General features: G+C 65.6%; 17 protein-coding genes. 1 reads left to right on the top strand and 16 read right to left on the bottom strand.

Translation table 11 applies throughout. The annotated features are described in order from the left end of the window. Nucleotides 1-185: 185 nt before the first annotated feature. From HNQ08_RS15885 to HNQ08_RS15875, 3 genes are all read right to left on the bottom strand, one after another. Nucleotides 186-1,190 (bottom strand): Gfo/Idh/MocA family protein, encoded by a 1,005-nt coding sequence (locus tag HNQ08_RS15885; RefSeq protein WP_184134202.1) that lies wholly within the window; start codon nt 1,188-1,190, stop codon nt 186-188. 330 nt (nt 1,191-1,520) lie between these two features. After that, nucleotides 1,521-2,828 carry an erythromycin esterase family protein gene (locus HNQ08_RS15880; protein WP_184134200.1) on the bottom strand — a complete coding sequence of 436 codons (1,308 nt, stop codon included), beginning with the start codon at nt 2,826-2,828 and terminating at the stop codon, nt 1,521-1,523. Further along, the gene (locus HNQ08_RS15875; protein ID WP_184134197.1) at nt 2,825-3,478 is read right to left on the bottom strand and encodes a phosphoribosyltransferase; all 654 of its coding nucleotides are present in this window, start codon (nt 3,476-3,478) and stop codon (nt 2,825-2,827) included. Before HNQ08_RS15875 ends, HNQ08_RS15880 begins: the two co-directional genes overlap by 4 nt. 508 nt (nt 3,479-3,986) lie before the next feature. Here HNQ08_RS15875 and HNQ08_RS15870 point away from each other — a divergent pair. Beyond that, a complete protein-coding gene (locus HNQ08_RS15870) occupies nt 3,987-5,654 on the top strand; it encodes a tetratricopeptide repeat-containing diguanylate cyclase (RefSeq protein ID WP_184134194.1) in 1,668 nt (555 codons plus the stop codon). Nucleotides 5,655-5,784: 130 nt separating this feature from the next. On the opposite strand, the gene HNQ08_RS15865 is transcribed toward HNQ08_RS15870, so the two are convergent. The 13 genes from HNQ08_RS15865 to HNQ08_RS15805 all read right to left on the bottom strand — a co-directional run bounded on the left by HNQ08_RS15865 (nt 5,785) and on the right by HNQ08_RS15805 (nt 23,418). Next, nucleotides 5,785-6,588, bottom strand: coding sequence for an oxygenase MpaB family protein (locus tag HNQ08_RS15865; RefSeq protein ID WP_229790233.1), 804 nt, complete (start codon nt 6,586-6,588; stop codon nt 5,785-5,787). A gap of 179 nt (nt 6,589-6,767) precedes the next feature. Continuing rightward, nucleotides 6,768-7,994 (bottom strand): hypothetical protein, encoded by a 1,227-nt coding sequence (locus tag HNQ08_RS15860; protein WP_184134192.1) that lies wholly within the window; start codon nt 7,992-7,994, stop codon nt 6,768-6,770. A 2-nt stretch (nt 7,995-7,996) separates the two neighbouring features. Beyond that, nucleotides 7,997-8,299 (bottom strand): hypothetical protein, encoded by a 303-nt coding sequence (locus HNQ08_RS15855; protein ID WP_184134189.1) that lies wholly within the window; start codon nt 8,297-8,299, stop codon nt 7,997-7,999. A gap of 228 nt (nt 8,300-8,527) precedes the next feature. Continuing rightward, a complete protein-coding gene (locus HNQ08_RS15850; RefSeq protein ID WP_184134185.1) occupies nt 8,528-9,931 on the bottom strand; it encodes a multicopper oxidase domain-containing protein in 1,404 nt (467 codons plus the stop codon). A gap of 53 nt (nt 9,932-9,984) precedes the next feature. Beyond that, complete coding sequence (locus HNQ08_RS15845; RefSeq protein WP_184134178.1) at nt 9,985-10,839, bottom strand: hypothetical protein; 855 nt, start codon at nt 10,837-10,839, stop codon at nt 9,985-9,987. Nucleotides 10,840-11,430: 591 nt separating this feature from the next. Beyond that, on the bottom strand, nt 11,431-12,429 hold the full coding sequence (locus HNQ08_RS15840; RefSeq protein ID WP_184134175.1) for a DUF4352 domain-containing protein: 999 nt from the start codon (nt 12,427-12,429) through the stop codon (nt 11,431-11,433). Nucleotides 12,430-12,628: 199 nt separating this feature from the next. Then, complete coding sequence (locus HNQ08_RS15835; protein WP_184134173.1) at nt 12,629-12,826, bottom strand: hypothetical protein; 198 nt, start codon at nt 12,824-12,826, stop codon at nt 12,629-12,631. A 78-nt stretch (nt 12,827-12,904) separates the two neighbouring features. After that, nucleotides 12,905-14,953: an ATP-binding protein gene (locus tag HNQ08_RS15830; protein WP_184134171.1), complete on the bottom strand. Its 2,049-nt coding sequence runs from the start codon at nt 14,951-14,953 to the stop codon at nt 12,905-12,907. A gap of 8 nt (nt 14,954-14,961) precedes the next feature. Next, nucleotides 14,962-18,303 (bottom strand): ATP-binding protein, encoded by a 3,342-nt coding sequence (locus tag HNQ08_RS15825; protein WP_184134169.1) that lies wholly within the window; start codon nt 18,301-18,303, stop codon nt 14,962-14,964. 225 nt (nt 18,304-18,528) lie between these two features. Next, entirely contained in the window at nt 18,529-19,968 is a 1,440-nt protein-coding gene (locus HNQ08_RS15820) for a hypothetical protein (RefSeq protein ID WP_184134166.1), read from the bottom strand. Between the two features lie 284 nt (nt 19,969-20,252). Further along, the gene (locus HNQ08_RS15815; protein WP_184134164.1) at nt 20,253-21,542 is read right to left on the bottom strand and encodes a hypothetical protein; all 1,290 of its coding nucleotides are present in this window, start codon (nt 21,540-21,542) and stop codon (nt 20,253-20,255) included. 230 nt (nt 21,543-21,772) lie between these two features. Beyond that, nucleotides 21,773-22,597: an alpha/beta fold hydrolase gene (locus tag HNQ08_RS15810; RefSeq protein ID WP_184134161.1), complete on the bottom strand. Its 825-nt coding sequence runs from the start codon at nt 22,595-22,597 to the stop codon at nt 21,773-21,775. A 20-nt stretch (nt 22,598-22,617) separates the two neighbouring features. Next, nucleotides 22,618-23,418 carry a carboxypeptidase regulatory-like domain-containing protein gene (locus HNQ08_RS15805; protein WP_184134159.1) on the bottom strand — a complete coding sequence of 267 codons (801 nt, stop codon included), beginning with the start codon at nt 23,416-23,418 and terminating at the stop codon, nt 22,618-22,620. Nucleotides 23,419-24,140 lie beyond the last annotated feature (722 nt).

The raw sequence follows: 24,140 nt of genomic DNA, 5'->3' as shown, positions 1-24,140 counted from the left end.
ATGGTCTCAGTAATTCGGTTATTCCAGTCAACTTAGAAGCTTAGAGATCGTGCTTCAGCTGAACAAGTATGTATAAATGGCCTTCCTAAGTTAATTTGTTTTCTAGGCTTAACCATGCAATCCACACACCGTCCGAATATTAAACGGCCCGGTCAAAGACGAATCAGGCCAAAAGCGGGTATGGTTCACGCTTGCACAACATCCACCCAGGTTCCTGCAAACGATGAACCCTCCCAGGCTTCCAGGACAGCTTGAATGCGGACTCCCATGGTGAAGTCGACCAGATCTGATTCACTAGCGGTGCCGCGCACACGTTCCACGAGCGCCCGAACCAGCCGAGTCCCCGCCGCCTCCTGCGCTCTCTCGACTGGCACGGATTCGAGCGGTGCCTGACCCAGCGCCGCCACCGGTGTTGCCCAGTTCACCAGTCCGGCGGTGCCCGTTGAGCCGTACACGGTCAAGCTGACCTGTTCTGGACGGGGCACGTTCGTCAAGCACGACACGACGACCAGTAAGCCATTTGCGAGCTCGAGCGTCCCGAGGGCGGCCATTTCACAGGCGTCTGGATCGTTGGCGGGGTACTCGGTGTGGGCCCACACCCGCGCGACCGGACCAAGTGTGCTCAGGATGACGTGCAACAGGTGCGGCCCCACCTCACGGATCGGTCCGCCCTGCTCCCGACCGCCGATCCAAGGGTTTTGCTGCCATCCTCGCGGCCACTGCGGAAAAACCAGGTTCAGTTCGGCGCGGCGGAGAGCCCCGAGGCCACCATTCTGAACGAGACGGTGAAAGGTCTCGATCCCAGAGTCACCGTGTAACGGCAGATTCAAAGCGTGAACGACGCCCATCTCCTGCGCTGCACGTTGCATGTCCTGCGCTTCGCTCAGCGTCAGGGCGAGCGGTTTCTCGCACAGAATGTGTCGCCCCGCCGCAATGACGTCCAGGGCAATGGCGTGATGGTGCCTTGGCGGCACGGCCACATACACGAGATCCAGGTCAACCTCGTCGAGCATCCGACGGTGGTCGGTCCAGGCCGAGGCGGCAAACGGTCGAGCAGTCGTCTCAACGAGAGCGGCGTCCACGTCGCACACCGCCGTCACCTGCACCTCGGCATTGGCCGCGAAGGCCCTGAGCAAATTCAGGCCGATGGCGCCGAGGCCGATCACGCCCACTCGAACGGAGTTGGTCATCTGGTTCTCCTTTGGTTCCGGGAACGCATCTCTCAAACCCAGCCGTGCGCCCTTTAATCCTGGGATCTGGCAGTGATTCTGGTACCTACTGGGTACCCTCTGCACAGATTGCCCGATTCATTCTGAGAGATGTCGGTTTCCTTCGGGCAGAGTGGCGAGGTGGTGTTGCCCGATTGCTCACGGCGTCGCCTTGCTCCGGTCTCGGTGAAGCTGGATTTGGCGCAGCAGTCATCAGACTAGGGGTAGGGAAAGCCCAGGATTCAGGCTATCCCTGCGGTTCCCTTCACTCACACCTAGAACGTTTGTCTCTGACAACTCGCCCAGGTTTGACTATTCACCGGCTTCCCAGCCACTGGTTTTGTCGAGGGGCACCAGGGCGTGCGTGTGATCGAAGTACAGGAGCGCGTCGTACTGTTCGCTCAGCCGGGCATGGTAATAGTGGCTGCCGCGCTCCGTCTGGGGCCGGTAGATCACGCCGATGAAGCGTTGAAGGCGTTCCTCACACAAGCCTGTGGTGGCTGCGTTCGGCTCGCGCAGATCCAGCCAGAAGTTCGGGATGCCCACCCCATGCAACAGTTCCTCGTGACTCTCTGGCACAGCCGGACGAACCCGCTTGCGTTTTGCCGGTGTATTCCAGTCGTCAGCGGCGGTCACCTCTCCCTGAAAGGTGCTGAACCCGATGATGTACGTTTCGCCAGGGTGGCGTTCGCGCATGTATTGCCCCACGTTCTGCTGGCCCTGCTGCCAGTTCACCTCGGTCGCGCGGGCATCGCCCAGGTGAGAGTTGTGCGCCCATACCACGATCTTCGCCTGGCTGCCCTGCTCCCGGTGGTGCTGCGCGAGGGCATCGATGGTGTCGGCCATGTGCGTGTCACGCAGGTTCCAGGTGTCCTGCCGCCCGCGAAACATCTCGCGGTAGTAGCGCTCGGCGTTCAGCGCAAGGCGGGCATTCTGCTCCGCGTAGAAGTGTTCGTCCTCGGCAAGGATGCCGTCCTGAATCAACTCGTTCTCCCGCCGCCGAAGTTCCACAAGTTGCGCCGCCGCCTCGTCCTCACAGGGTTCCTCAATGCCGTAGGCCGTGGCCATGCCGTACTGCTGCGGATCCTGACCGTAGGGCTCGAAACAGCTGTAGCGTTGTCGGGCACGCTGCGCCGCCTCCGGGTCCACGCCCTCTAGGTACTCGACCACGGCAGCCATCGAGCGGTGCAGGCTGTACAGATCAATCCCGTAGAAACCTGCCATCCGGTCCGGGTAGTGCGCGTTATGCTCACGCAGCCATTCCACGAGGTCCTGCACGTCCACGTTCCGCCACATCCAGCGGGGAAAACGCTGGAAGTCCGAAAGAGCCTCTGGCGCGCTCCGATCCTGGCCCTGACCGCGTACATAGCGATTGACCCGGTAAGCATCCGGCCAGTCGGCCTCGACGGCAACTGCCGTGAAGCCCTTCTCCTCAATGAGACGCCGGGTGATCCGGGCGCGCTCGCGGTAGAACTCGTGGGTGCCGTGCGAGGCCTCTCCAAGCAGGACAAAGCGCGCCTCGCCGATGTGGTCAAGGAGGACGTCATAGTCGTCTGAATTCCCGTCCAGGGGCCGTGCGGCGGCCCTGACGGCATCTGTCAAGCTGTGGACATTTGTCATGTGCCCGCTCCTTTCTGTCCTACCGCGCGTCTTAACAGCCTATGAACTTCCTCGTCGGTGGTCTGACTGAAGTCCACGTAGCCCTGTCCCACCGCGTAGAACGGGACTGGCGTGACCGCGCAGACCACCTCGTCCACTCCTGTGCGGAACTCCTCGCAGGTGTCCGGGGAAGCGAGGGGCACGGCGACGACGATCTTCGCTGGCTCGAACTGCCTGATGGCCTGCACGGCGGCACGCATGGAGGCCCCTGTTGCCAGCCCGTCGTCCACCAGCAGCACCGTCTTGCCTTGCAGCGCCAGCGGAGGGCGCCCATTTCGGTATGACCGTTCACGCCGTTCCAGTTCCCGCTTTTCCTTTTCGGCTATGGCCTCAATGGCTGCCTCTGGCACCCGGTAGCCCTCCACCACCTGCGTATTCATGACACGGGTACCGCCGGAAGCGATGGCCCCAATGGCGAATTCCTCGTGCCCCGGCATGCCGATCTTCCGCACGATTAACACGTCGAGCGGTGCGTGCAGGGCCTCGGCTACCTCGTAAGCCACGGGGACACCCCCACGCGGCAGGGCGAGTACCACCACATCTGGCTGATTGCGGTAGTGCCCAAGCTGTCCGACCAGTTGTCGTCCAGCATCCCGGCGATCCTGAAACATCACGGCCTCCAGAGAAACAGGGCCGCCGCGCAGAAAGACCCAGTGCGCGGCGGCAGACGGTGAGGCTAAGGCTGCTGCTGCGTGCCCCGCTGGCTGGCGGCGCCCGTGCTGCCCGCACCAGCGGGGGCGGTGGTCCTTCCAGCCGTGCCGCAGGTGCTGTCTGACTGACCCTGTCCATTCCCCATTGCAGCATGGGTTCTGTGTGCATGGTGCCGTTTCCGGGACGGGTGAGTTGGGGAAGTCTTCAGGGACGGATTCCGTCCCACACTGTCATAAGGGTATCTGAAGGGGCACGGGGATGCACTGCGGGTCGCCTGACACCCAGGTGGGCTGAGGGGGCCTGCGGTCACCCGTTCAGGATCACAGCCCTTCAGTCCCCTCCGGGATTAAGGCAAGAGAGCCGGCTGAAGTCAGGATTGTGCAACACCCTTGTGCCTAGGCTGCACAGCAAGTGATTGCTCTACGCCAGAGTGCACGGCGTGCCTTGACCAGAGCCCAACGAGGAATAATGACAGCGTCCCGATCTCTCGCCTCACTATCGGCGTTCACGCACAACCCCCAGGAGGAGCTGCTGCAGCTCCTCAGTGAGGCAGACCACCAGAAGTACGCCAACGCTTCCCAGGCGGAAAGTCTGGCGACACGCGCCCATGTGCTGGCGATCAGCCTGGGTGACGAGCGGTCCCAGGCTGTCGCACTGACCATCCTCGGCGCCTGCGCCTTCTATCAATCCGCCTATAACGCTGCTCTCGAACATCAATTCCAGGCCCGTGAACTCAGTCAGGGCCGGTTTCCGGATGTCGAGCTCCGCGTCACCAATGGTCTGAGCGTTCTGCACCATCAGCTGGGGGACTACGCACAGGCGATGACGTACGCGCTGGAAAGTCTGGAGCTGGTGCATCTCCTCGGGGACATCGCCGGCGAAGCCCGTGTGCTCAGCAACATGGGCAACATGCACTGGGAAATTCAGGAGTACGACCGGGCCCTGGAACTGCACGTCCAGGCACGTGAGCGGCTTCAGGAGCTTTCCCAGGTCCACTGGACCCCTGCGGTGAGGGCGCAGGGAGTCATTATTCGGCTGAATACTGCCGTCGCCGCCTTCCACCTGAAGCAGTACCAACACACCCTTCAGCAGAGCGTGGAGATTCTCGCGCAATGCCAGGAACTGCAACTCCACCAGCCTGAAGCGATCCTCCGGACCTACCGGGCCCTGACCTTCCTGGAGCTGGGTGAGTCTGAGCTGGCCGAGCAGGAATGCGAGCACGCGCTGACGTTTCACCGCGCTGGTGGTGACCGGGACCATGAAGCCATGACGCTGATCGCCCGTGGCCGCTTGCAACTGCAGCTTGGACAGACGAATCAGGCGATTGTTGACCTGCAGCAGGCGTTACTCCTCGCGCGTGACCTTCAGCTTCGCCTCAGGGAAAGCGAGGCGCACCGGTGGCTGTCTGCCGCCCTGGAGCAGAGCCGGGCTTTCGATGACGCCCTGCAGCATTTCAAGGCGTTCTATCTGTTGCAGCAGGATCTGCATGACCTCACCATGGATCGCAAGACCAAGATTCTGACCGTTCAGGCGAAGGTGGTTTCCCTCCAACGCGAAGCCGCGCTGGAAAGAGACCGGCGGGCCGCACTTGAGCAGATCAACGATGACCTGCGCCGGACTGAGGAGAATGTCCGGCACCTTGCCCATCACGATGAACTCACTGGCCTTCCCAACCGCAAACTGCTGATGGAACGTCTGGGGCAGGCGTTGAAAATTGCGCGCCGCACAAACGCGCGACATGGGGTCATGTTTATTGATCTGGACGGGTTCAAACGGGTCAATGACACGCTGGGGCATTCCTCGGGAGACGTGATGTTGCAGGAAGTGGCCGCGCGTCTGCGGTGCCTGTTGCGGGACTCAGATACCCTGGCCCGCATGGCCGGGGATGAGTTTGTGGTGCTGGCGCACGACATTACGGATTCCATGGATTTGCAGATGATTGCCAACCGAATCGTGGAGGCGCTGCAAGTGCCATTTGCAATCGCGGGGGTGGCTGTTCAGGTGGGGGCGAGCGTGGGGTACGCCTGTTATCCAGAACACGCAACGGAGTTGGATGGTCTGCTCCATTGTGCGGATACAGCCATGTATCAGGCGAAACGCCAGGGAAAAAACCAAGCCTGCGCCTACAGACCTTGAGTTCTCTTGCCTGGCGTGAGGGCCGCGGGCCGGAGACGCGGTCAGGTCACACACGTGGCGCCCACTGAAGCTCCGACGCAAGACGGGGGACGGTTGCAGGTTTCTGGTGGCCGGGCCCAGAGCCCAAAGGTCATGTCGAGGCCAGATCAAGGCGCTGGACGGAGTCGAGATGGGCAGGCGGGATTAGGGCCTGGCGCAGGGCACGGCGAAGGCCAAGCCGCGCAACCATGGGGTAGAGCGGCAGGACGCCCCGCAGCCACGGCTTGCCCGGCAGGCTGAGCAGGTCGCGGACGTGGCGGGGAACCAGCACGCCCTGCACCTGCTGGAGAAGGAGATACCGCCATGGCCCGAGGTGCTGACGGTAGGCGGCGTACAGCGCCCGGGTGTGCTCGCCGCAGGTCAGGTCACGCTCCAGGTGGCGCTGTCGGTCGATTTGCCACTCTGCATAGTGGGTGGGCAGTTCGGGAATGCCCAGGCCGAGGCCCACGCGCCGGAAGACGGCCCACAGCTCCTCCCGCTCTGGCCCGGTCAACGGGTGATGCAGGGTCTCGTAAGCCCGCTCGGAGTAGGCCACCAGCAGGTACAGCACGTCACGGTGCGCCCAGTCGGGAATGCGCGCTCCCCGCGTCCCCTCGATGACCCCGTGCGCGGCGCGGATCCCGGCGAGGGTCCGCTCGGCCCCCGCCCGGTCGGCCAGGATGATCTGCTGAGCGTAGCCAGCGGTGGAAAACAGTCGCCCCAGAGGGTCCTGGGGGATTTTTCCGGTGAAGAACAGCCAGTCGACGGCCCGGTTGAGCGCGAACTCTGCGGCGGCCCCGGCGAAGACCAGCAGCACCAGATCCCCGTCTCCCCAGATGCGCCGCACGATGGAGTCGGGGCGGACGAAGGGGGAGCCGTCCCCTGATGGGTGCGGAGTGTCCGAAGAGAGAGGCACGGTTCAAGCAGTGTAAGCGCGTCCTGCCAGCCGCGTATTCCACAAAATGGTTGAGGTGGTGCTGGGCCGATGAGGGCATCGGAGTCTGTGTGGTCTTCCAGGCTGTTGCGGGCAGGGACAGTCCGAGACTGTAAAACATCCAGGCGAGCCGTCCCAATGCCTGTGCCATCACCCCTGGGTCAACCCGGACCGCAGTCCACACCCGTGGCCCCGGGGACGCGGCGCAGCGTCTTCCCGGTTCCCGCCTCCTTCACGAGGAGGGAATAGGCGCTCGCCGGCGGCTCGAAGCCGTTCTCCTGGTTGAGGTCATCCGGGCGTGGATAGGCCACGCTCAGGGCGACGTGCCGCGAGTCCGCCAGCCAGCAGGAACTGTTCAGCATGGTGAGGGTGCCCTTCGGCGCACTCCCCGCGATCACCTCGCGCACGGTTTTCTGGCCCAGATCAGCGATATACGCGAACGTGTTGACCTGGACGTTGCTGTCATGGCGTTGCAGCAAAATGAGCAGCTTTCCGCCGTCGGGGGAAGGCAGGACATCGAGGACGCTGCCGGCAAACGTTCCCAGCCATCCCAGGACCCGCAGCTTGACCTCGCCCACCCCCACCTCAAAGATGGCGGAGGTGGTGGTGCCCGCGCTGCCCACCCCGTAGCCGGCGTTGGAGGCGAAGTACACCCTGCGCCCGTCGCGCGTGACCTGCGGTGACGTGACGGTCCAGCTCACGTCGTCTGCCTGCGCGCGCGGGTCCAGGGCCCCCACGAACTTGCGGATGGAGGGCTGAGGCGCGGCCTTGAGCGCCTGCATGAGGTTCTGCGGCAGGCGGCGGGTGAAGACCTCGGTGCCAGGGCGGGCGCCAGGGCCGTACAGCAAAACGCCCACATCGTCCGGCGACTGGACCGAGCCCAGGGTTGCCGTCACTGCCCCATCGCGCGACGTGCTCTGGTAGAGCGCCGACTGGTTGGGAAGAAATGTTTTGCGTTTGGCCAGATTCCAGCCTGCGTTCCCCCCGTCACTGCCCGCAATCAGGGCGTGACCGTCGCCTTCCCAGCGCAGCCAGCGGGCAGGCACCGTGGTGAAGGTCGGGCCAGGCACTACCGAACTCAGCAGCACGCTCTTCGTGTACGGTGGCTTGCTCAGCCAGGGCCGCAAGGGCGGAACCTTTTCGGAAGAGATATCTGCGCCCGCAGGGCCGGTCATGAAAGCGAGCGTGCCGTCTGTGGGGGACAGGGTCAGCAGCACGGCTCCGCGTGAATTCGGCACCTGCCGGGGACCCTGACTGGCCCGGCTCTCAACCCACGCCGTCCCGCCTTTCAGGTATGCGAGTGACCCAGCGCCGACTGGCACGTTCTGTGTGGCGACGAGGCCAGCTGTCGCCGCCAGCACGGTCAGGATCAGCCTGGTGCGGCGCACGGTCAGGCCAACCACACGCGCGTGACTGGCGCAGGGGCCCAGGGGCGCACCCGTCCCAGGACAGTCCCGAGTTCCTGGGCCAGCACGGGCAGGGGCAGGAGTTCCAGGGCGGGCACGGCGTCCAGGGCCAGCCGGATGGCGTCGTTGGATTTCAGTCCCGGGCGCCGCAGGCGGGACAGGAAGGCGTCGTCGTGCCCCAGCGCCCGGGCGCGGCGGCACAGGCCCTCGTAGAGTTCCGTGCTGGGGGTCACGGGCCCGGTGTTGAGCGGCTGCTGGGGGTCGTTCCGCGGGGGTGTCCGTGTCATGGCGTCAGGGTAATCAGGACAGGATGATTGCAGCATGACTCGGGGGGAGAAAGACGGCGCAACCGGCCCGGGCCGTCTGTGTCCCTGCCATTCTGTTGCCATCCTTGCGCGACGACAGGCCGCCTGTCCTCGCCTGGTGATTTGCGATGTTCGTGGCACAACAGGGCGCCGCGCTCCATCTGGGGCACGGCGCTTCCTGGGGCTGCTCTGGGCCCTGAAGATCACGTGTTAAGGCTCGACCACCACGGTGGCTGTCATAAAGGGATGTTGAACGCACCCGACCCGGTACGTGCCGATCTCGTCAAAGGTCATGGCAAAACGCCCTCCCTTGCGCAACGGTGCAGAGGCCGCTTTTTGTGGCCCGTCCACCGTCACGGTGTGCGCCGCCATGTCGTCGTTGTTCCAGACGACCTTGGTGCCCCGCTTGATCCGCAGCGTGGGTGAGGAGAACACGAAGCCCGTGACATGGATCTCCACGGTGCCGCTTTGCAAAGGAAGCTCGCTCGGCGGTGCCGACGTGGCTGCGTCGCCGTTCCCATGGGCATGGGGTGCCGATGCCCCAACGACCGTGCCGTCCGCCGCAAGTTCTGGACCGCCGACCACCATCAGGTGAATGCCGCCGGGGTCCACTCCGTCGTTCGTGCCGTGGGGGGGAATGTGGTCGTGCAGCGGGAAAGTGCCGTCCCGCCCCTTCACCAGCAGGTCATAACGTTCGCCGGGCCCCAGCAGCACCGTGTCGGCACGGTAGGGGAGAGGCAGGTCCTGCCCATCCTTGGCGACCACCAGAAAGGTCATGCCGTGCAGGTGCATGCTGTGGACCTCCTGCCCGATGTTGAGCAGGCGGACGAGATGCACCTCACCCTGGGGAATGTGCAGGTCGGGGATCAGGGGATGGGCCCGGCCATTGGCGAGGTAGTAGTTCGGGGTGGGTTTATGGGGCAGCTGTTCCGGGTCCTGCTTCGAGTCCCACTCGTCAAGCATCAGCACGTGGTCTTTGACCCAGGCGGGCGTGTCCCGGGGCTCGACGATCAGCGCCCCGTACATGCCCATGTCGAGGTGCAGGTTGGTCTCGACGTGACAGTGGTACATGTGGGTGCCTGCCTCGGTCGCCACGAACGCGTAGGTCAACTCCTTGCCGGGCAGCACAGCGTGCGAAGTGTGCGGCACGCCGTCCATGCTCTGCGCCAGCGACGTGATGCCGTGCAGGTGGACCGTGTGAGCACGGTCCGTGGTGTTCTTGAGAGTGATCTTGACGAGGTCCCCCACCTTGACCCGCAGTTCTGGCCCCGGCACGCTGGCCTGCTGTCCAGGGAGGCCGAAGGCCCACTGCCTGACCCTGACCCCCGGCGCTATCTCGCTCTCGATCTCGTGGACCTCCAGCGTAAACTCGCGCACATCGCCCGTGAATTTCTCCAGGGGGACGGTTCCATTGGGCGCCGCCACGAAGTCATGGAGCAGGGCATCGCGCGCTGTGGCTGGATTGGAAACGCTGGGAACGGCGGCGCCGTGATCGTGCTCCTGGGGCGCGTTCTGCGCCCAGGCAGGATTGCCTAGCAACAGCAGCGTGCCCAGCAGCCAGGGGGTCAGGCGCCGGACAGGAAGGGAGTGGATTTTCAGAGGCAAGAGCAGCATGGTGGCTCCAGAGAAAACGGGCGGGGCTATGGTCAGCCCCGCCCAGAAGGAATTTACTTGACGCTCAGGCCGGTCATCATGCCCAGGGCGAAGTGAGGCGCGTGCTCCTTGGCGCTGGGCAGGAAGCACATCGCAATGTACTCGCCGGGCGCGAGGTCGAAGCTGACAAAAGCGCTGCGGCCCTGCGAGATGGTTTCCAGCCCGCCCGCGTCCTCGAAGGGGGGTTCGCCCGCCTGGCTGGGATCAGGGGCCTTGAAGAACGCTTCCGCGTCACTGATGGTCTTGCCGTCCTTGAGCCGCATCAGCATCAGGTGATGGGTCTCCTGACCACCGTTGGTCACCTCCCAGACCTGCTTGCCTGCCTTCACCGTGTTGGGCAGGACCACCTTGAAGTCCTCAAGGGTGGCCTTCACGTCGGCCTGGGGTGCCTTGAGGGCACTGGGCGCCGTGGTGACGTTGAAGGCGCGGTACTGGCCGAGGTCGTACAGGGGCTTGCCCTCCTCGCTCGCACCGAAGCCGAACACCACGTAGCGGCCAGGAGCGAGGTTCGCGCCGAACTCGTATCCCTTGCCGGGCATGACGCCCGCGCTGCCGCCCACGAACTCCGCAATCTTCTCGATGGCGCTCATGTCCTCACCGTGCGACTCCATCAACTGGCCCAGGGCCGCCTTGACGGCTGCGTCGTTCGCGTCCGTCTTGAGCCGGGCGACCACAGGAGTGAACGGCTGCGCGGCCGTGTTGCTGAAGGCGAAGGAGGTGTATCCCGAGCCGACGCTGTCGGGCCCAGCGAGCGTGAAGGCCGCGTCCTTCTGAGCCAGGGTAAAGGTGGCGGCGTGGTCATGCGCTTGGTGGGCGAGGGCGGCGGCCGTCAGGGCGAGGATCAGGGTGGTGGTCAGTTTCTTGTGCATGGTCTGTCTCCTTGTGGTCGCGCCTTTCCGGGCGAACTGCACTGACCGTACAGGGGAGAGGATGGTTGGAGGATGACGCGGTAATTGAGCGCCCCTGGGGAGCAGGTTTCCCGCCCACTGGCGTCCACAGCCGGGGCCGCCGCCGTTCAGCAGTGGATCAGCGATGGGGATAGAACGGCGGCGGCAATGGGGCGGGGCAGCTGCCGGGAGTGCGGAGTACACGTGGGCGGGGAGGTTGAGGCGTCCTTGCTGGGGTGGGCGGCAGCGCGAATGAATCTCGCAGAGACCTCCTGCCGCCCGGGCACCATCGTGGTGCCATGCCCAGGGAGCAAAGTCATCGCCTGTGGCCCTGTGTCTTTCTGCTGGCCTTGGCCGACTCGTGCCATTGACATCGTGATTGGCTTGCCCCCTGCACACGCCCTTCGCAATTATCCGGTGGCGTCCTGAACGCTGTCGAAGGAGAGGTATGGCAACCCACCAGCCACTACCGTCGGCTTCATTGTGGTCCATGGCTTGTCATGCCGCTGGCAGGAAGAGTTGCAGGTCAGTGGCGGGCCACGGAGGCCGCAGTGATCACCAACGTCTTTGACGTCACTTGACGTTGCTGAGGTCAAAGACGACACCGTGGCCGTCACGTTCGCGGACCGTCAGCTGGCGCAGGCCCACAGTGTCCGGAGCGACGAATACAAGGCGCACCCGGTATTCCTCGCCGGGCTTCACGCTGCGGTTGATCGCTTCCTCGGGGCGGCTGCCCTTGGCGAGCACCCAGAACTCCACAGGCTCGCCGTCGGCGTCGAGGAGTTCAGTCTTGAAGGTGTAATGCGAGGGGCTGTCGGCGTCCGCTCCGGCATTCTTCATTGCAACGCTGACCAGCACGTAGCGCTTGCCCTGCGGCACCTGACGCCCGAGCATCGGCTCGGTGGAGAAGGCAACGTTCTCGAACTTCATGTCGTACCGTCCCATCGCGTAAGTGGTGCCGAGCTTTGCGGGCGCGTCGCCGAGTGCGGTCGCGCCGCTCGCGTCCTTGGGATCGGCAAAGGGGGCGGGCACGCCTTTGGCCTGGTTGCGCAGGTCGTAGCGCAGCACCGGACCGTCACCGCGCTGCACGATGAGCTTCGGGATCACGCCGCTGGCCGGGACACGCACGACCGAGACGATCTCCACCTTCTGAGCGGGTTTGAGGCTCGCCTGGTACTCCTCGCTTGTTCCGGCGCGCACAAAGCTGCTCTCGCTGACATGGTTGACGTCCTTGATGTCCACCGCCGTGAACTTCAGGCCGGACAGGGTGGCATCCTGCCGCGTGGGGTTGTGGGCGGTGAAGCGGAGCACCAGGAGTTTCTCATCGGCTTTTGGAACGACCAGGACGGTGCCGACCAGCATGCGGGCCGTGGTGTAGGACGCACTCAGCAGCGTGAAGTTGATGGGATTCTGCTTGCCGACCGTGAAGGTCTGGCCGATTTTGGCGTTCTGGCCACTCAGCTGTGTCGTACCCATCACGACGGGCTGGGCAGGGGTGGCAGGAGTGTTTCCGGCGAGGGCGGTGGTGGCGAGGGCGAGGGTCAGGGCGGACAGGATCAGTCGGGTCTGCATGGTGTTTCCTCCTGGGACCGGGCTGGAGGGCTCCGGCGGTGTTGGAGGAAAGGTACGGGGAGAGGGATGGCTGCAAAATGTTGCTGCGATTCACGCCCGCCTGTTTCTCGACCCATGGGCAAACAGCCGGATTTTCGCCCCTGGCCGCCCCAAAAGGAGCGGCGCACCCATAGCGGATGCGCCTGAATCCCTGGCCTCTTCAGCGGCGCAGGAGTTCTCCGTAGAGATGTTCGATGCAGTCGTCGATGCTGGCAAAGGACCGCCGCAGACCATTGGCTCCCTCACGGACCGTGGCGTGCCAGGAGGGGGCCTCCTCCTGCCCGTCGCGCCACACCCGCAGGACGTAGACGCGCCCCTCGGCTGTAGAGATTGCTTCCCAACTTTCTTCCTGCTCCATAGGTTCCCCCTTTGTGCCGCGGGCTCGCGGTAACCCAAGGTAGTGGGGGGGACGTGGCAGCGGGATGACGCGGCAGTCTCAGAGGGCCGCCTGCTCGGCACGCGTGGCCAGCGCATCGAGAGTCCGCCGGACCCCCGCCGCCCCGCTCGCGTCTCCCGCTTCTGTAAAGGCCGCCTCCGCACGGGTGTAGAACTCGTGCGCGTCGGCAAAATGAAGGGTGCCCACCGCCGCGTCTCCCGCCCGGACGAGCCAGGGGGCCGCCTGCCTGGGGCCGTCGCCGTCCTGCCAGTGACCCGCCACCCGGGCAGGATGTGCCCCGGCTGCCGCCAGGACCCGCGCGGCGCTGCGGTGCAGGACCCGGCGTGCGGTTGGCGGTGTCTGCGCGAGCACCGTTTCAAACACGAGGTCATGGCTAAAGGCCTCGCCCGTCATAACCTGCGCCTCCTCAAGCTCCTCCCAGGCGGTCGCGGTGTCCAGCAGGCCCGTTCCGAGTGTCTGGGTGACCAGCTCGAGCGTGAAGTCGCGGCGCAGCACAGCGGCGGCCCGCGCCGCCTGCAACGCGCTCGGCGAGAGGCGCGCGAGGCGCTGCTCGATCATCGCTGCGATGCCCGAGGTCGCCCCAGCCGGGGCCTCGACCCCGCTCCCTTCCTGCTCGTACATGTTCTTGACCGTTTCCAGCACAAACTGAATGTTGCCCTGGGTGGCGCGGGTCACCTCGCTCGCCACACTGGCCCCCCCCGGCACGTCGAGGTCCCTGAGCAGGCGGGTGACGGCGCTCTCTCCCAGGGGCGGAAGGTAGACCGGCACCACCACCCCCGCCGCGTACATGGAGTCGAGCAGCGCCGCCGAGTAGGGTGGGAGCGCCTTGGTGCGGTGGCAGTACAGGCAGCGCAGCATAGTGTTCGTGTCGCCCCAGAAGCGCGAGCCGACATACGCGCCCGCCTCGATGCTGGGTTCGTCCATGAACTGCACGTCGTCGGTACAGATGATGACGGGTCCGCGTTCGGCGACGAGCCGCACGACCTCGTATTTCGCCTCGTAGAAGCGGCGCTTGTCGTCCTGGGTCGTCATGGGGGGAGGCGCTTCTCCGAGTTCGGGCAGCATGCGGGCGAGTTCACGCACGACCCACTCCGGCAGTTCGAGATCAGGGTTGGCCGCGAGCGTCTGCCGGTAATTGCGGGCGTGGGTGGCGTACGGCACAGCCGCGTCGCCTGGTCGGCCCTGGAACATCAGCAGCTGATATCCGGTGCGTGAGCGCAAGAAGTCCTGGGCCAGGCGCGACTTGCCCGAGCCGGGATCGCCCTCGAGCATGATGCCCAGTCCCTTTTCCCACGCCTCCTCCATCCTTGCCCACACGTCCTCCCGCCCCACCAGGGTAGGCGGGCGCAGCACCTGAAGGGGAATACGCGCGGCTTTCCTGGGCGCGGTGGTGGGGAGCGCCCCCTGGTCGATGTCCCTCGCCAGACGCTGCGTCTCCGCCGACGGGTCGGCGCCGAGTTCCTGGCGCAAGGTGTGCTTGCAGCGGTGATAGGCCTGCAACGCGGCGGCGCGGTCACCCAGGTCGTAATGCAGGCGCATCAGGGCGCGGTGGGCCTCCTCGGACACGGGGTCAAATTCGGTCCAGCGCTCGGCCAGGGCCGCCGCCTCGGCCGCCTCGCCGTCCTGCGCGAGCCGCGCGACGGCCCCACGGTACTTGCCCGCCTGCGCCGCCACAAGCCGTTCGTCCTGCGCCAGCACCCATTCGGCGAGGTCGGGCAGGTCGTCGAAGTCCACCCCCCCCAGCAGTGTGCCCCCTGCGTCCGGAATGCCGCTGGACGTGAGCAGGGTGACCGCGTCGACGGTCACCCCGGCGTTCAGAGATAGCGAATCGCCCGCCTCGACCAGGTCAGCGCCGCTCGCTTCCTTGAGCCGTCGCAGCAGATGCACGAGGTTGTTTCTCGCGGCGCCGCCGGGGGTGCCGGGCCAGAGCAATTCTGCCAGGAGCCCGCGCGGGACCGTTCCCTCCAGCGCAAGGTAGGCCAGGAGCGCGGCAGTCTTGCGCTCCAGCGGCAACACGCGTCCCTCCGGCGTGGTAAGGCGCGGCGAGCCGAGCACGTCAAGCTGCCAGGACGTCTGAGCTTCAGGCATGTTCTATGTTAACAACTTTCCAATCCGGTTAAGGCGCCTTGTTGCTGGGCCTGAGTGATGGCGCGGGCCACCGTGTTGTGGATCAGGAAAGCCTCTTTCAGGGAGGGGGGGACGTGTTTCTCAGTGGTCTGCTCCAGCCATGCCCCAGCACGCTGCAGTGTTGCAACGGCGTCTGCGCTTCCCGCCGCCTGCTGCGCCTCGAACAGCGTGAGGAGCACCTCGCCGCGTGAAAGTTCGGCGGGTTCGAACGTGTCCAGCAGGTGGGCGGCCTGCTCCGCGTGCAGAAGGGCTTGCTGAATTTCACCGGCACGCGACAGCGCTCTGGCCAGGCGGGTGTGGGCGCCCAGCTCCAGGCCTCCAAGCTCATGACGGCGGGCGGTTTCGAGCGCTTCACGCGCCGCCGCATGGGCCTGTGCAGGCTCGCACGACAGGGCCTGCACGAGCCGCAGCCGTCCCAGGGCGAAGGGCCGTGGCGCCTCGCCCACCAACGCCTCCGCCTGTTCGAGTGCCGCTGCCGGGTCCTGCCCCCGCTCAAAGGCCAGCCGAGCGAGGGCCACGTGAACACGCCCGCGGTAGCTGTTGGGTATGCCTGAGGCTTCCGCTGCCCGCAGCAGGGCCTCAGCTCGCCCGAAGTCCCCCAGGGTCACGAGCACCTCTCCCAGACAGCCACGCGCGTAGTCGTGCAGCCAGCCGCTGGGATCGAGCTCGGCCGAAAGGGCGTGCTCGAAATGCTGCACGGCACTCCCATACTCGCCGAGGTCGGCGTGGGTGATGCCGAGCAGGACGTGACTCACAGCCGAGGTGTCCTGCGAGTCCGCGTCATGCAATGTCACGGAACGTTGGAGCGCCTCCAGGCCTCCCCGGACATCGCCAAGCTCACTCAGACAGACCGCGAGGTTCCGCAGGATGACCGCAAGATGTCCCAGGTCACCCAAACCAGTCAGGATTTCAACTGCCCGGCGGTGCAATCCCTCGGCCTCGCGGTGGCGGTCCTGGTGATCGAGCACGACGGCAAGATTGCTGAGCCCACCTGCCAGGCTGCTGGAAGGGCCAAGGGGTTCGAGCACCGTCACGGCCTCTCGCAGGGCGGCCTCCGCTTCGGCCAGTCGCCCCTGGGTCCAGAGGGCCGTGCCCAGGTCACCCAGCAGGTTCGCTCGCAACTCGGACTCGTCGTGGTCGCCCAGAGCCAGGAGCCCCCGCCGCACCGCGCTCTCCGCCCGCGCCCCCTCGTTCCTGGCGGAGAAGAGGCCTGCCTGCAGCAGCCAGGCCTGCGCGATCTCGGTGGGTGTGGTGGCCCGTTCCAGCACGTCGTTCACGGACGCCTGACGTGCCTCGGCGTCATCGGTCAGGGCGAGGTCTTCCGCCCGCTGCCGCCACGCCCCGAAGGCCCGGGGGTCGCCCTGCGCCTCGAAGATACGTGCGGCCTCCTCCAGATGGGCCGCCGCCTCGCGCAGGCGCAGGGAAGCCCGCGCGGCCTCGCGTGCCTGCAGAAGCCACGGCGCGGCCTCCAGGTCCTGCCCACCCTGCCGCCAGTGCCATGCGATCCGCGCGGCGGCGGCGCCCTCGTCTGCCAGGACGCGGGCAGCAGCACGGTGGAGCAGGCGCAGCACCGTGGGCGGAATGCCCTCCAGCACGGCTTCCGCCACAAGGTCATGGTGAAAGCGCTCACCAGCGAGGATCTGGGCTGCCTCCAGCTCGTCCCACGCCCCCAGGACCTCGAGCAGCGGTGCCGAGAGCATGTCCGCCACGAGTTCCGGGGTGAAGTCGCGCCTCAGCACGGCGCTCGCGCGGGTGGCATGCAGCGCCACCTTCGAGAGGCGGGCCAGGCGGTCGCCGATCATCTGACCCAGTTTGGGCGAAACGCCCCCGGAGCCGCCAATCCCACCGCCGCTCGCCAGCGCCCTCACGCCTTCGAGGACGAAGAGGGGATGTCCTCCCGAGGCGCGGGCCAGACCGTCTGCCACGTCCGCAGGCACGTTCAGGCTGGTGAGCAGTTGCCGGGTGGCCGCCCCGCTCAGCGGCGCGAGATCCGTCCAGTCGGCCTGCCCGGCAACCACAAGCCGCTCGAAAATGGCTGCGGTGTACGGTGGCAACTCGTTTTCGCGGTGCATCGCGATGAAGTGCGGCAGGCCCCCGGGCTGGCCCATCGGAAAAACGGCGCCGATAAGGTCGAAGCCCACCTCCACGCTGGCATTGTCGGCGAACTGCATGTCGTCGAACACGCACACGTCCACATCCGTGAGGCACAGCGCGAAGGCATATTGAATGACGCTGTGCAGTCCCGCGTCCGCAGTCATGGCGGGCGTCTCTCCCGGTGGGGCAAGTTCAGGAAGGAGAAAACTGAGCGGCCGCCGCAGTTCGAGGGGCAGGTCGGCCCCCGAGAGGCTCAGCCCGCGCCGCAGACTGCGAATCGTGGTGGTATAGGGCACCAGGCTGTCACCTGGCCGGGCCTCGACCCACAGCACCCGCCCCTGGCTCGCCGCAAAGTCGGCAGCCAGGCGTGACTTCCCCATGCCCGGCGCGCCGGAGATGATGATGAACTGCCCCCGGTCCCACGCCTGCTGCATCCGCGCGAGTTCACGTTCGCGTCCGGTCAGGGCTGGCGGCTGCAGTGGTGCCAGCGGGACGGGGGAGATGGGACGGGCCGCAGGGATCGTGCCGCCGCGCTCGATCAAGGCCACGAGCTCGCGTGTTTCGGGCATGGGCTCCGTGCGCAGCTCGCCCTGCAGCCGCTCCCGCAATTCTGCATACACGTCGAGCGCCTCGGAGGAAGCGCCCACGAGGTACAGCAGGCGCATCAGTCTGCGGTGCGTCTCCTCCGACAGGGGATCAAGGGCCAGCGCCCGGCGCGCGAGCACAAGGGCCCCTCCCAGGTCCCCGGCTTCCTCGGCCCGGGTCACGGCCCTCGCCATTTCCCTGGCTCGCCGCGCATCCAGCCGCTCCCGCTGCACGGCAAGCCAGTCGGCCAGGTCCAGCTGATCGTCGAAACGCACGCCCGCCAGCAGGGTATCTGCGGCAAGCTCAGCTGGGGTCGGCGTGTCCTTGAGCAGACGCCGGACATCGACCTCAATGCTGGGGGCAAGTGAGAGCGTCTCCTGCCCGGTGATCAGCTCGCCGCCGAAGGTGATCCGCATCCGGCGCAGAAGCTGGACGAGGTTGTTGCGGGCCGCCGTCTCGGTCCGCTCCGGCCACAGCAGTCCCGCGAGACGTGACCTCGGCACGGTCCCCTCCAGGGCGAGGTACGCCAGCAGGGCGAGCGGCTTGCCCTCGGGGCGCGTCTCCCGGCCATCCGGTGCCAGCAAGCGAGGCTCGCCCAGCACAAACAGCCGCCATGTTGGCGGTTCTTTCATCGTTCTTTCAGATTAGCAAGGCGCAGGCGGAGTGATCGTGAATATTGTGGTTGAGAGGTCATGCGTGGCCGGGGCGTCCTGTGCAGAACGATTGCGAGGGCGAAGCGAGCTGACTCATGGAGTGAAAGCCACGTCCCACAGGATCAGGACCGTGCGTGACTCGATCTGGAAGTGATGAATGCGGTCGAAGACAGCGGAGGTTGCGTTGTCAGTGTCCTTTCCAACTCACTTCATCGTCATAACCTCGAAGTCGGCGGTCGCGCTGGGTGCGGTGACAGGTTGAGGCTCGTTGCTCACGCCGTACTGCGCGCCAAAGATGCCAACCAGGTCGCCTAGGTTCGGCCGCCCGCTGCCGTCGACGTCCTTCCAGCCGTAGAGGAAATAGGTCTTGCCGGAAGTCAGCTGCGCAAAGCTGTAACGCGCGCTGGTTCCGGACGTCGTGATCGTCATCTGCCGTTCGGTGGTCTCGTCGCACTCGCCGCCCTTTACCTCGCAGAGAATGACGGCCGTGCCCTTCAAATCCGCGTCGGACCGCAGCGTGCCGGAAATTGACCGGGCCGTCGCGCCCCCGGCATCTGGCACGGTCGTGCTCGGCGCGGGCGCTGTACCCCGCTTCACGGTGAACTCCATAATGATGCTGTAATTGGATTTCTCGAAGTCCGCCGTGGCCGACGGGCCGTAATTCCCACCCTGCCCGGGACTGACCAGCAGCGGCAGGGGGGCCTGCCCGTCCCTCAGCAGCCGCGCCGTGGCCGTGTAGCGTCCGACCGGCACGTCTTCGATGCGGCCCGTGGGCACCCGGCGGGTGATGGGCCTGCCCACGCTGCCATCGGCCAGAGGGCCCTTTGGTGTCAGGGTGACCTCGACGTTGGAGAGGCTGACGCCTTCGGTGATGTAGATGTAGACCAGCTTTCCCATGTTCCCGTCGCCGCGCTCACCGCTGAGCCGCCAGACGAAGTTCCGCACGGCGCCCCTGGAGGCGGAAAAAGGGCTCTCATCATCGGCGTACAGGCGGAATTCGTGGTTCACGCCGTTGTAATCGCGCTTCACGTACGCGCCCGGTACCCAGGTTCCAAGTTCCTGCCGGGGCAGGTCAATGCTGTAGCGCCCATGCGCGTCAGTGCGGCCTATGGCATTCATGTTGTCATACAGCGTGTTATCGGCGAACACCTCCGCGCCCGCCACGGGCTTGCCCTGTTCGTCCTTCACGACGCCGCTCATCACGTACGGCGTGGCCTGATTCGGGGCAGGTGCGGAGCCCGCACTCGGTGCAGCACCCGTGCGCTTCATCACCAGCGGGTCAGTCTGGTCCTCGATGGTGGCCGTCCCCTGGAAAGCGCCGTTCTTGATGGTGCCCTTGACGGTCACGGGCCGGCCGCTGTTGGTCCAATGAAAGCTGAGGCGGCCCGTGCTGGCGTCCCATGTGCCCCCAGCGAGGGCGAAGGGTTGAGTGCCCAGAAAAAACGTCCCCGTTACCTTGGTGTTCTGCAGGTTCAACGTCATCTTCACGTCAATCCAATCGAGCTTGCCGCTCCACTCGCCGCTGACGGCACTCTGGGCCACGGCCGTGGTGCTGGGAAGGGCCAGTGCGGTTGGGATCGTGACGGTACCGCCCGTGAGCAGGGCGAAAAGGAGCAGGCTTCCGAGGGTGTTTTTCGCGTACATGGGTGCCTCCTGGCGGTGCTGGCGCAAAGGGCGAGCGTGACCACAGGTTAAGAAGGGGAGGATGGCTGGGCCATGTTGCTGCCATCTCCTTTTGTTCCGGGGGCCGTGCATTGGGAGTGGCAGGCGGGATGACGAACAGCGGCCTCGCCTCTACCCCGTCATTGACCGGACACGGTGCAGCCCAGCCCTTCTACCGGGCCGGTTCGGCCCCTCTAGGAACAAAAAAAGGGCGACCACCCTGATGGCCGTCGCCCTTGGGCCCGGAACCGCCGGGCGCCTGTAGTTCACGGAGCAAATTCGAGTTTCACGTTTCCGGAGAAGGTGGGGGTTCCCATGGGGAAGTTGTCCACCGACGCGTTATCCGGCTCGATGTTGCCGGTGTACTCCACTTTGGAGATGGATTTGAACCTGACGTTGTGGCCGCCCATGGACGTGAAATTGCCCACGTCGTTCAGTGTGCGGTGGGTCTTATGGTCCGTCCCACTGGCCTGATGGTCGAACTCGTAGCGGACCTCGTACGAGCCGATGCCCAGCAGAAGGTCATCCTCGTAGCCCGTGAGCTGCAGGTAGCCTCCTGTCAGGCGGTCCACCGCCGAGTTGGTCGGATCGTTCTTGGGCAGGTCGTAGGGCAGATTCTGGCCGTTGAACTTTCGAAGGGGGTACGTGCACTTGTAATACGTCTCGAACACTTCCTCGCAGGGGCCCAGGCCGTCGATTATCTTGATGTAGGCGATCATCCGCAGGATGTTCTTGCCGGCCTCGTTGCGTACGAGGTCCACGCTGACTGCAACGGGGTTGACGCTCGGCCTGGCTGCGGGGGCCTGATACGTGCCTGTCGAGGTATCGCCCTCGTTTTTGCGAACCGTACCGACGGCCGCGCTGCCGCCCGCCGTGCCGTTTACGGCCCAGTTGCGGGTGAAGGGCGTCAGCGTCTGGGGTGAGCACGCCTTGGCAAGGGGCGCGATCAGGTCGTCTCCGTCTGCTCCCGCCTCATCCATGACGCAGCGCATCAGCGTGAACTTCACGGACTTCCCGAGGAGCACGGTCGCCTGCCCCGGGTCGAGTTTGTACGCTTCGGCCCATGACCAGTCGCTGAAGTGGTTGGTCTGCACGGTCAGTGTGTTCGCCTCGCGGTCCTGCGCGGTGTCCAGGTGCGCCTGCCACGCCCCCTGCCCGTCCTGGGTGGTGACGGCAAGGACACTGGCCGTGCTCTCCTGCGCCTCGTCGTACTTGAAGGTAAGGCCCACCGGCTGCTTGAACGTCACACCCTCCGGCCCGAGACGGTAGGCGCCGCCCACGGCATTGGGAACCGTGCTCGTGATGGGTTGCACCGTGATCTCTGTGAAGGTGGCCAGGGCTCCGGCCGGAATCCGCAGGCTGAGCTTGCCGTCGGCCGAGCTCACGGTGCCGCCCTCTGGCCCGACCGTGGCACGTGCCGCCTCACCTGTTGGCGTTCCGACAGGGAAGGTTGGCGCGGGTGGTGTGGGCGTGGGTTCCTCGTCGGTGGGGTTGTGGCCGCCGCAGGCAACGAGGGCGGCGGAGAGCAGAAAGAGGCTGATCATGTGCTTGCGCATGGCTTTTTCTCCAGGGTGCGCCGGGGCGCGGCATGAGGGTTTAGGACGGCAGGATTTGGGGCAGCCTGCTGGCCATTGAAGGCCGCTCAGGTCGGAGGTGAAGAACTGGACTGGTTTGCAGATGGCCGCCAGTTCTCAGGGGCGGTGCTCTCGGGACGGGCGCCTGGACTGTGGCGTGGACCCAGCGCCTGGGTTGGAGAAGGGGTGGCGTGATGCCAGTTCTCTCTCGCTCACCGCTTTTCGGCGGCTCCCACTTCTGTCAGGAAGTTGCTGAGAAGCGCTGCGAACGCCTCAGGGTGCTCAAAGCTGGGCAGATGCGCGGTGCCCTCCATGAGGTGCCACCGGGCCTCCGGCATGAGCTCACCCATCTTCCGGCAGCGCTCCTGGACGTGCGGAAAATCGAGGTCGCCGCAGACGAGCAGGCTGGGCACGGTGACCTCACCCAGCCGGGGCCACGCGGGTGGAGGAACGGTCTCCTCGCCCAGTTGCGGCGCCCGCAGGGCAATCCCATTCATGTCGAGAAAGAGGTCGCGAAGGTGGCCCTGAACTCGTCCCTCCTTCCCCAGCACGCCGTCGAGCCAGAGGCGCGCCTCCAGAAGGTTGAGGCGTTCCAGGTCTCCCGACTCCTCGGCGGCTTCCAGTTCTTCGAGCAGCGCCTCGACCTGCGGGGGGAAGGTTTCGGGAACCGGGGCACCGCCTATCGACGGGGCGATCAGCACCAGGGCCGCGACCCGCTCCGGATACGCGAGGGCAAAGTCCAGCGCGACCCTGCCGCCCTGAGAGCAGCCGACGAGGGTCGCGCGGCTGCTCCCGCAGCCGTCCAGCACGGCGAGCAGGTCACACGGTAACGAGAACGTTTCCTCAGCAGACAGCGTCTCGCCGAAGCCGCGTCGGTCATACGTCACGGTGCGGTGGGAGACGGCGAGATGCCCCACCACCCCGTCCCACATCCGGCGGTCGGCCACCCCCGCATGCAGGAAGACCACTGCGGGTCCACCCCCGCGCACCTCTCCGGCCAACGTTGCCCCACTGCTGCGGATCTGTAGGTTCGTCATTCCTGTTTCTCCTGTCGCGCTCAGGGCTTGCTGGCGAGCTTGAGGTTGAAGTCCGTCATGACGCCGTACTTCGGCTCCTTGCGGAACATCAGGGTGGTTGAGGACGCAAAGGTGTCCTCGTCCTGGCGCATGACGAGCATGTTCTGAGGGGTGCCGCCCTCGGGCAGATAGCGGGCCGTGACCGTGTACCGGCCAATGGGGACGTCCGCGACGGTGTTGCCGTCCACAAAGCGCTTCAACGTTTCACCGGCACTGCCGTCCAGCAGCGGTCCATCCGGCGTCAGGGTGAGTTCCACGTATCTGTTCTTGAAGTCGCCGTTGCTGTAGTTGCCGTACACCCACACCGTGCCGCCGTAATAGTGTCCGTCGGGACGATCACCGGACGTTTTGAGCGTGAAGTTGCGAATGGCGCCAGCGTCGGTGGCGAAGGCGGCCTCATCCACCTCCAGGCTGAGCTCGTATGTCTCGCCGTGGTAGGAGCGCTGGAACCGCCCGCCCGCGCGCCAGGTCCCCAGTTGATCCCGCGGCAGCGCAATGCTGTAGCGGCCCTGTGAGTCGGTGGTGCCGAGGACATTCATGTCGTAATAGAGCGTGTTGTCTGCCCAGACCTCCACGCCTGCGAGCGGTTGCCCCTGCGCGTTCTTCACCACGCCCTTCATGGTGTAGGGCGTGGGCTTGCTGGGATCAATGGGTCCGGGGTCGATGGGACCCGGGTTGCCGGGCGGGGTCACAACTGGGGGCCGGGCGACTGGTTCGGTTCCCCCGCATGCGGCGAGCGTGGTAGCGAGGAACAGGGCGCTGACATTCTTGAGAGCATTCATGGTTGTTCTCCTGTGGTCCGCCCCATGGGCGAGCGTGAATGGAGGGTAGGAAGCGGGGGATGGCTGCGGAATGTTGCCCTCTGAGCAGCCGGGTCACCCCGTCCCTTCCTGAGCCGTTGAATGGGGTACCCCATGGAGCTGAATGACCGCCTTGTACTGAGGAGCAGGGTGTTGAAGGGATCGTTCCTGGTTGGGGCGTCCCGATCCCCAGCGCCTCAAGTTCAGTGGCTCGCTGAGAAACGGCACGTGGTGGGAGACGTCAAACCCCTGGCTGCGTCAGAAACCAGCCACACCGACAAGCACTCGAGTAGCGGGGCAGCCTCCGGGAACTTCCAGAGCGTCCATTCTGCCCAGGGCACCCACGGCCTCACACGACGGCAACCGCGTCATGTCCAGGGCCGCGTGTGGCCGCGCAGCCAATGCGAGGTGGGACAGCAACAGCCAGGACTCCAATCCTGAAAACGGGCGTGCGGATTGCTCAATCCGCACGCCCGTTTCATCTCTTGACTACGCGCATTCCTGCGCCTTCGCTTCTTTGTTCAAGCCAACAACCGACCACAACGCTGGGCGGGCAAGCTCAAGCACATGCGCAACGGTATGGCTCAGTTGGGGTCTGCCGTGACTATGGGCTGGCGTGAACCCCCCAGCCCACTGGATCAGTTGCGAGGCATGCGGAGTTCGAGGTACATGTTGGGCCGGATCGCCTGGTAGTCGCGCGTGAA

It is taken from the genome of Deinococcus humi, from assembly GCF_014201875.1.
In the GTDB taxonomy this organism is placed as follows: domain Bacteria; phylum Deinococcota; class Deinococci; order Deinococcales; family Deinococcaceae; genus Deinococcus; species Deinococcus humi.
Note: the sequence above shows the minus strand (reverse complement) of the source record. Positions and strands in the feature narration are given on the sequence as shown.

Bases quoted from the DNA above. Each gene is read 5' to 3' on its own strand.
- HNQ08_RS15885 (WP_184134202.1), bottom strand. From the start codon at position 1,190: ATGACCAACTCCGTTCGAGTGGGCGTGATCGGCCTCGGCGCCATCGGC.
- HNQ08_RS15880 (WP_184134200.1), bottom strand. From the start codon at position 2,828: ATGACAAATGTCCACAGCTTGACAGATGCCGTCAGGGCCGCCGCACGG.
- HNQ08_RS15875 (WP_184134197.1), bottom strand. From the start codon at position 3,478: ATGTTTCAGGATCGCCGGGATGCTGGACGACAACTGGTCGGACAGCTT.
- HNQ08_RS15870 (WP_184134194.1), top strand. From the start codon at position 3,987: ATGACAGCGTCCCGATCTCTCGCCTCACTATCGGCGTTCACGCACAAC.
- HNQ08_RS15855 (WP_184134189.1), bottom strand. From the start codon at position 8,299: ATGACACGGACACCCCCGCGGAACGACCCCCAGCAGCCGCTCAACACC.
- HNQ08_RS15850 (WP_184134185.1), bottom strand. From the start codon at position 9,931: ATGCTGCTCTTGCCTCTGAAAATCCACTCCCTTCCTGTCCGGCGCCTG.
- HNQ08_RS15845 (WP_184134178.1), bottom strand. From the start codon at position 10,839: ATGCACAAGAAACTGACCACCACCCTGATCCTCGCCCTGACGGCCGCC.
- HNQ08_RS15840 (WP_184134175.1), bottom strand. From the start codon at position 12,429: ATGCAGACCCGACTGATCCTGTCCGCCCTGACCCTCGCCCTCGCCACC.
- HNQ08_RS15835 (WP_184134173.1), bottom strand. From the start codon at position 12,826: ATGGAGCAGGAAGAAAGTTGGGAAGCAATCTCTACAGCCGAGGGGCGC.
- HNQ08_RS15830 (WP_184134171.1), bottom strand. From the start codon at position 14,953: ATGCCTGAAGCTCAGACGTCCTGGCAGCTTGACGTGCTCGGCTCGCCG.
- HNQ08_RS15825 (WP_184134169.1), bottom strand. From the start codon at position 18,303: ATGAAAGAACCGCCAACATGGCGGCTGTTTGTGCTGGGCGAGCCTCGC.
- HNQ08_RS15820 (WP_184134166.1), bottom strand. From the start codon at position 19,968: ATGTACGCGAAAAACACCCTCGGAAGCCTGCTCCTTTTCGCCCTGCTC.
- HNQ08_RS15815 (WP_184134164.1), bottom strand. From the start codon at position 21,542: ATGCGCAAGCACATGATCAGCCTCTTTCTGCTCTCCGCCGCCCTCGTT.
- HNQ08_RS15810 (WP_184134161.1), bottom strand. From the start codon at position 22,597: ATGACGAACCTACAGATCCGCAGCAGTGGGGCAACGTTGGCCGGAGAG.
- HNQ08_RS15805 (WP_184134159.1), bottom strand. From the start codon at position 23,418: ATGAATGCTCTCAAGAATGTCAGCGCCCTGTTCCTCGCTACCACGCTC.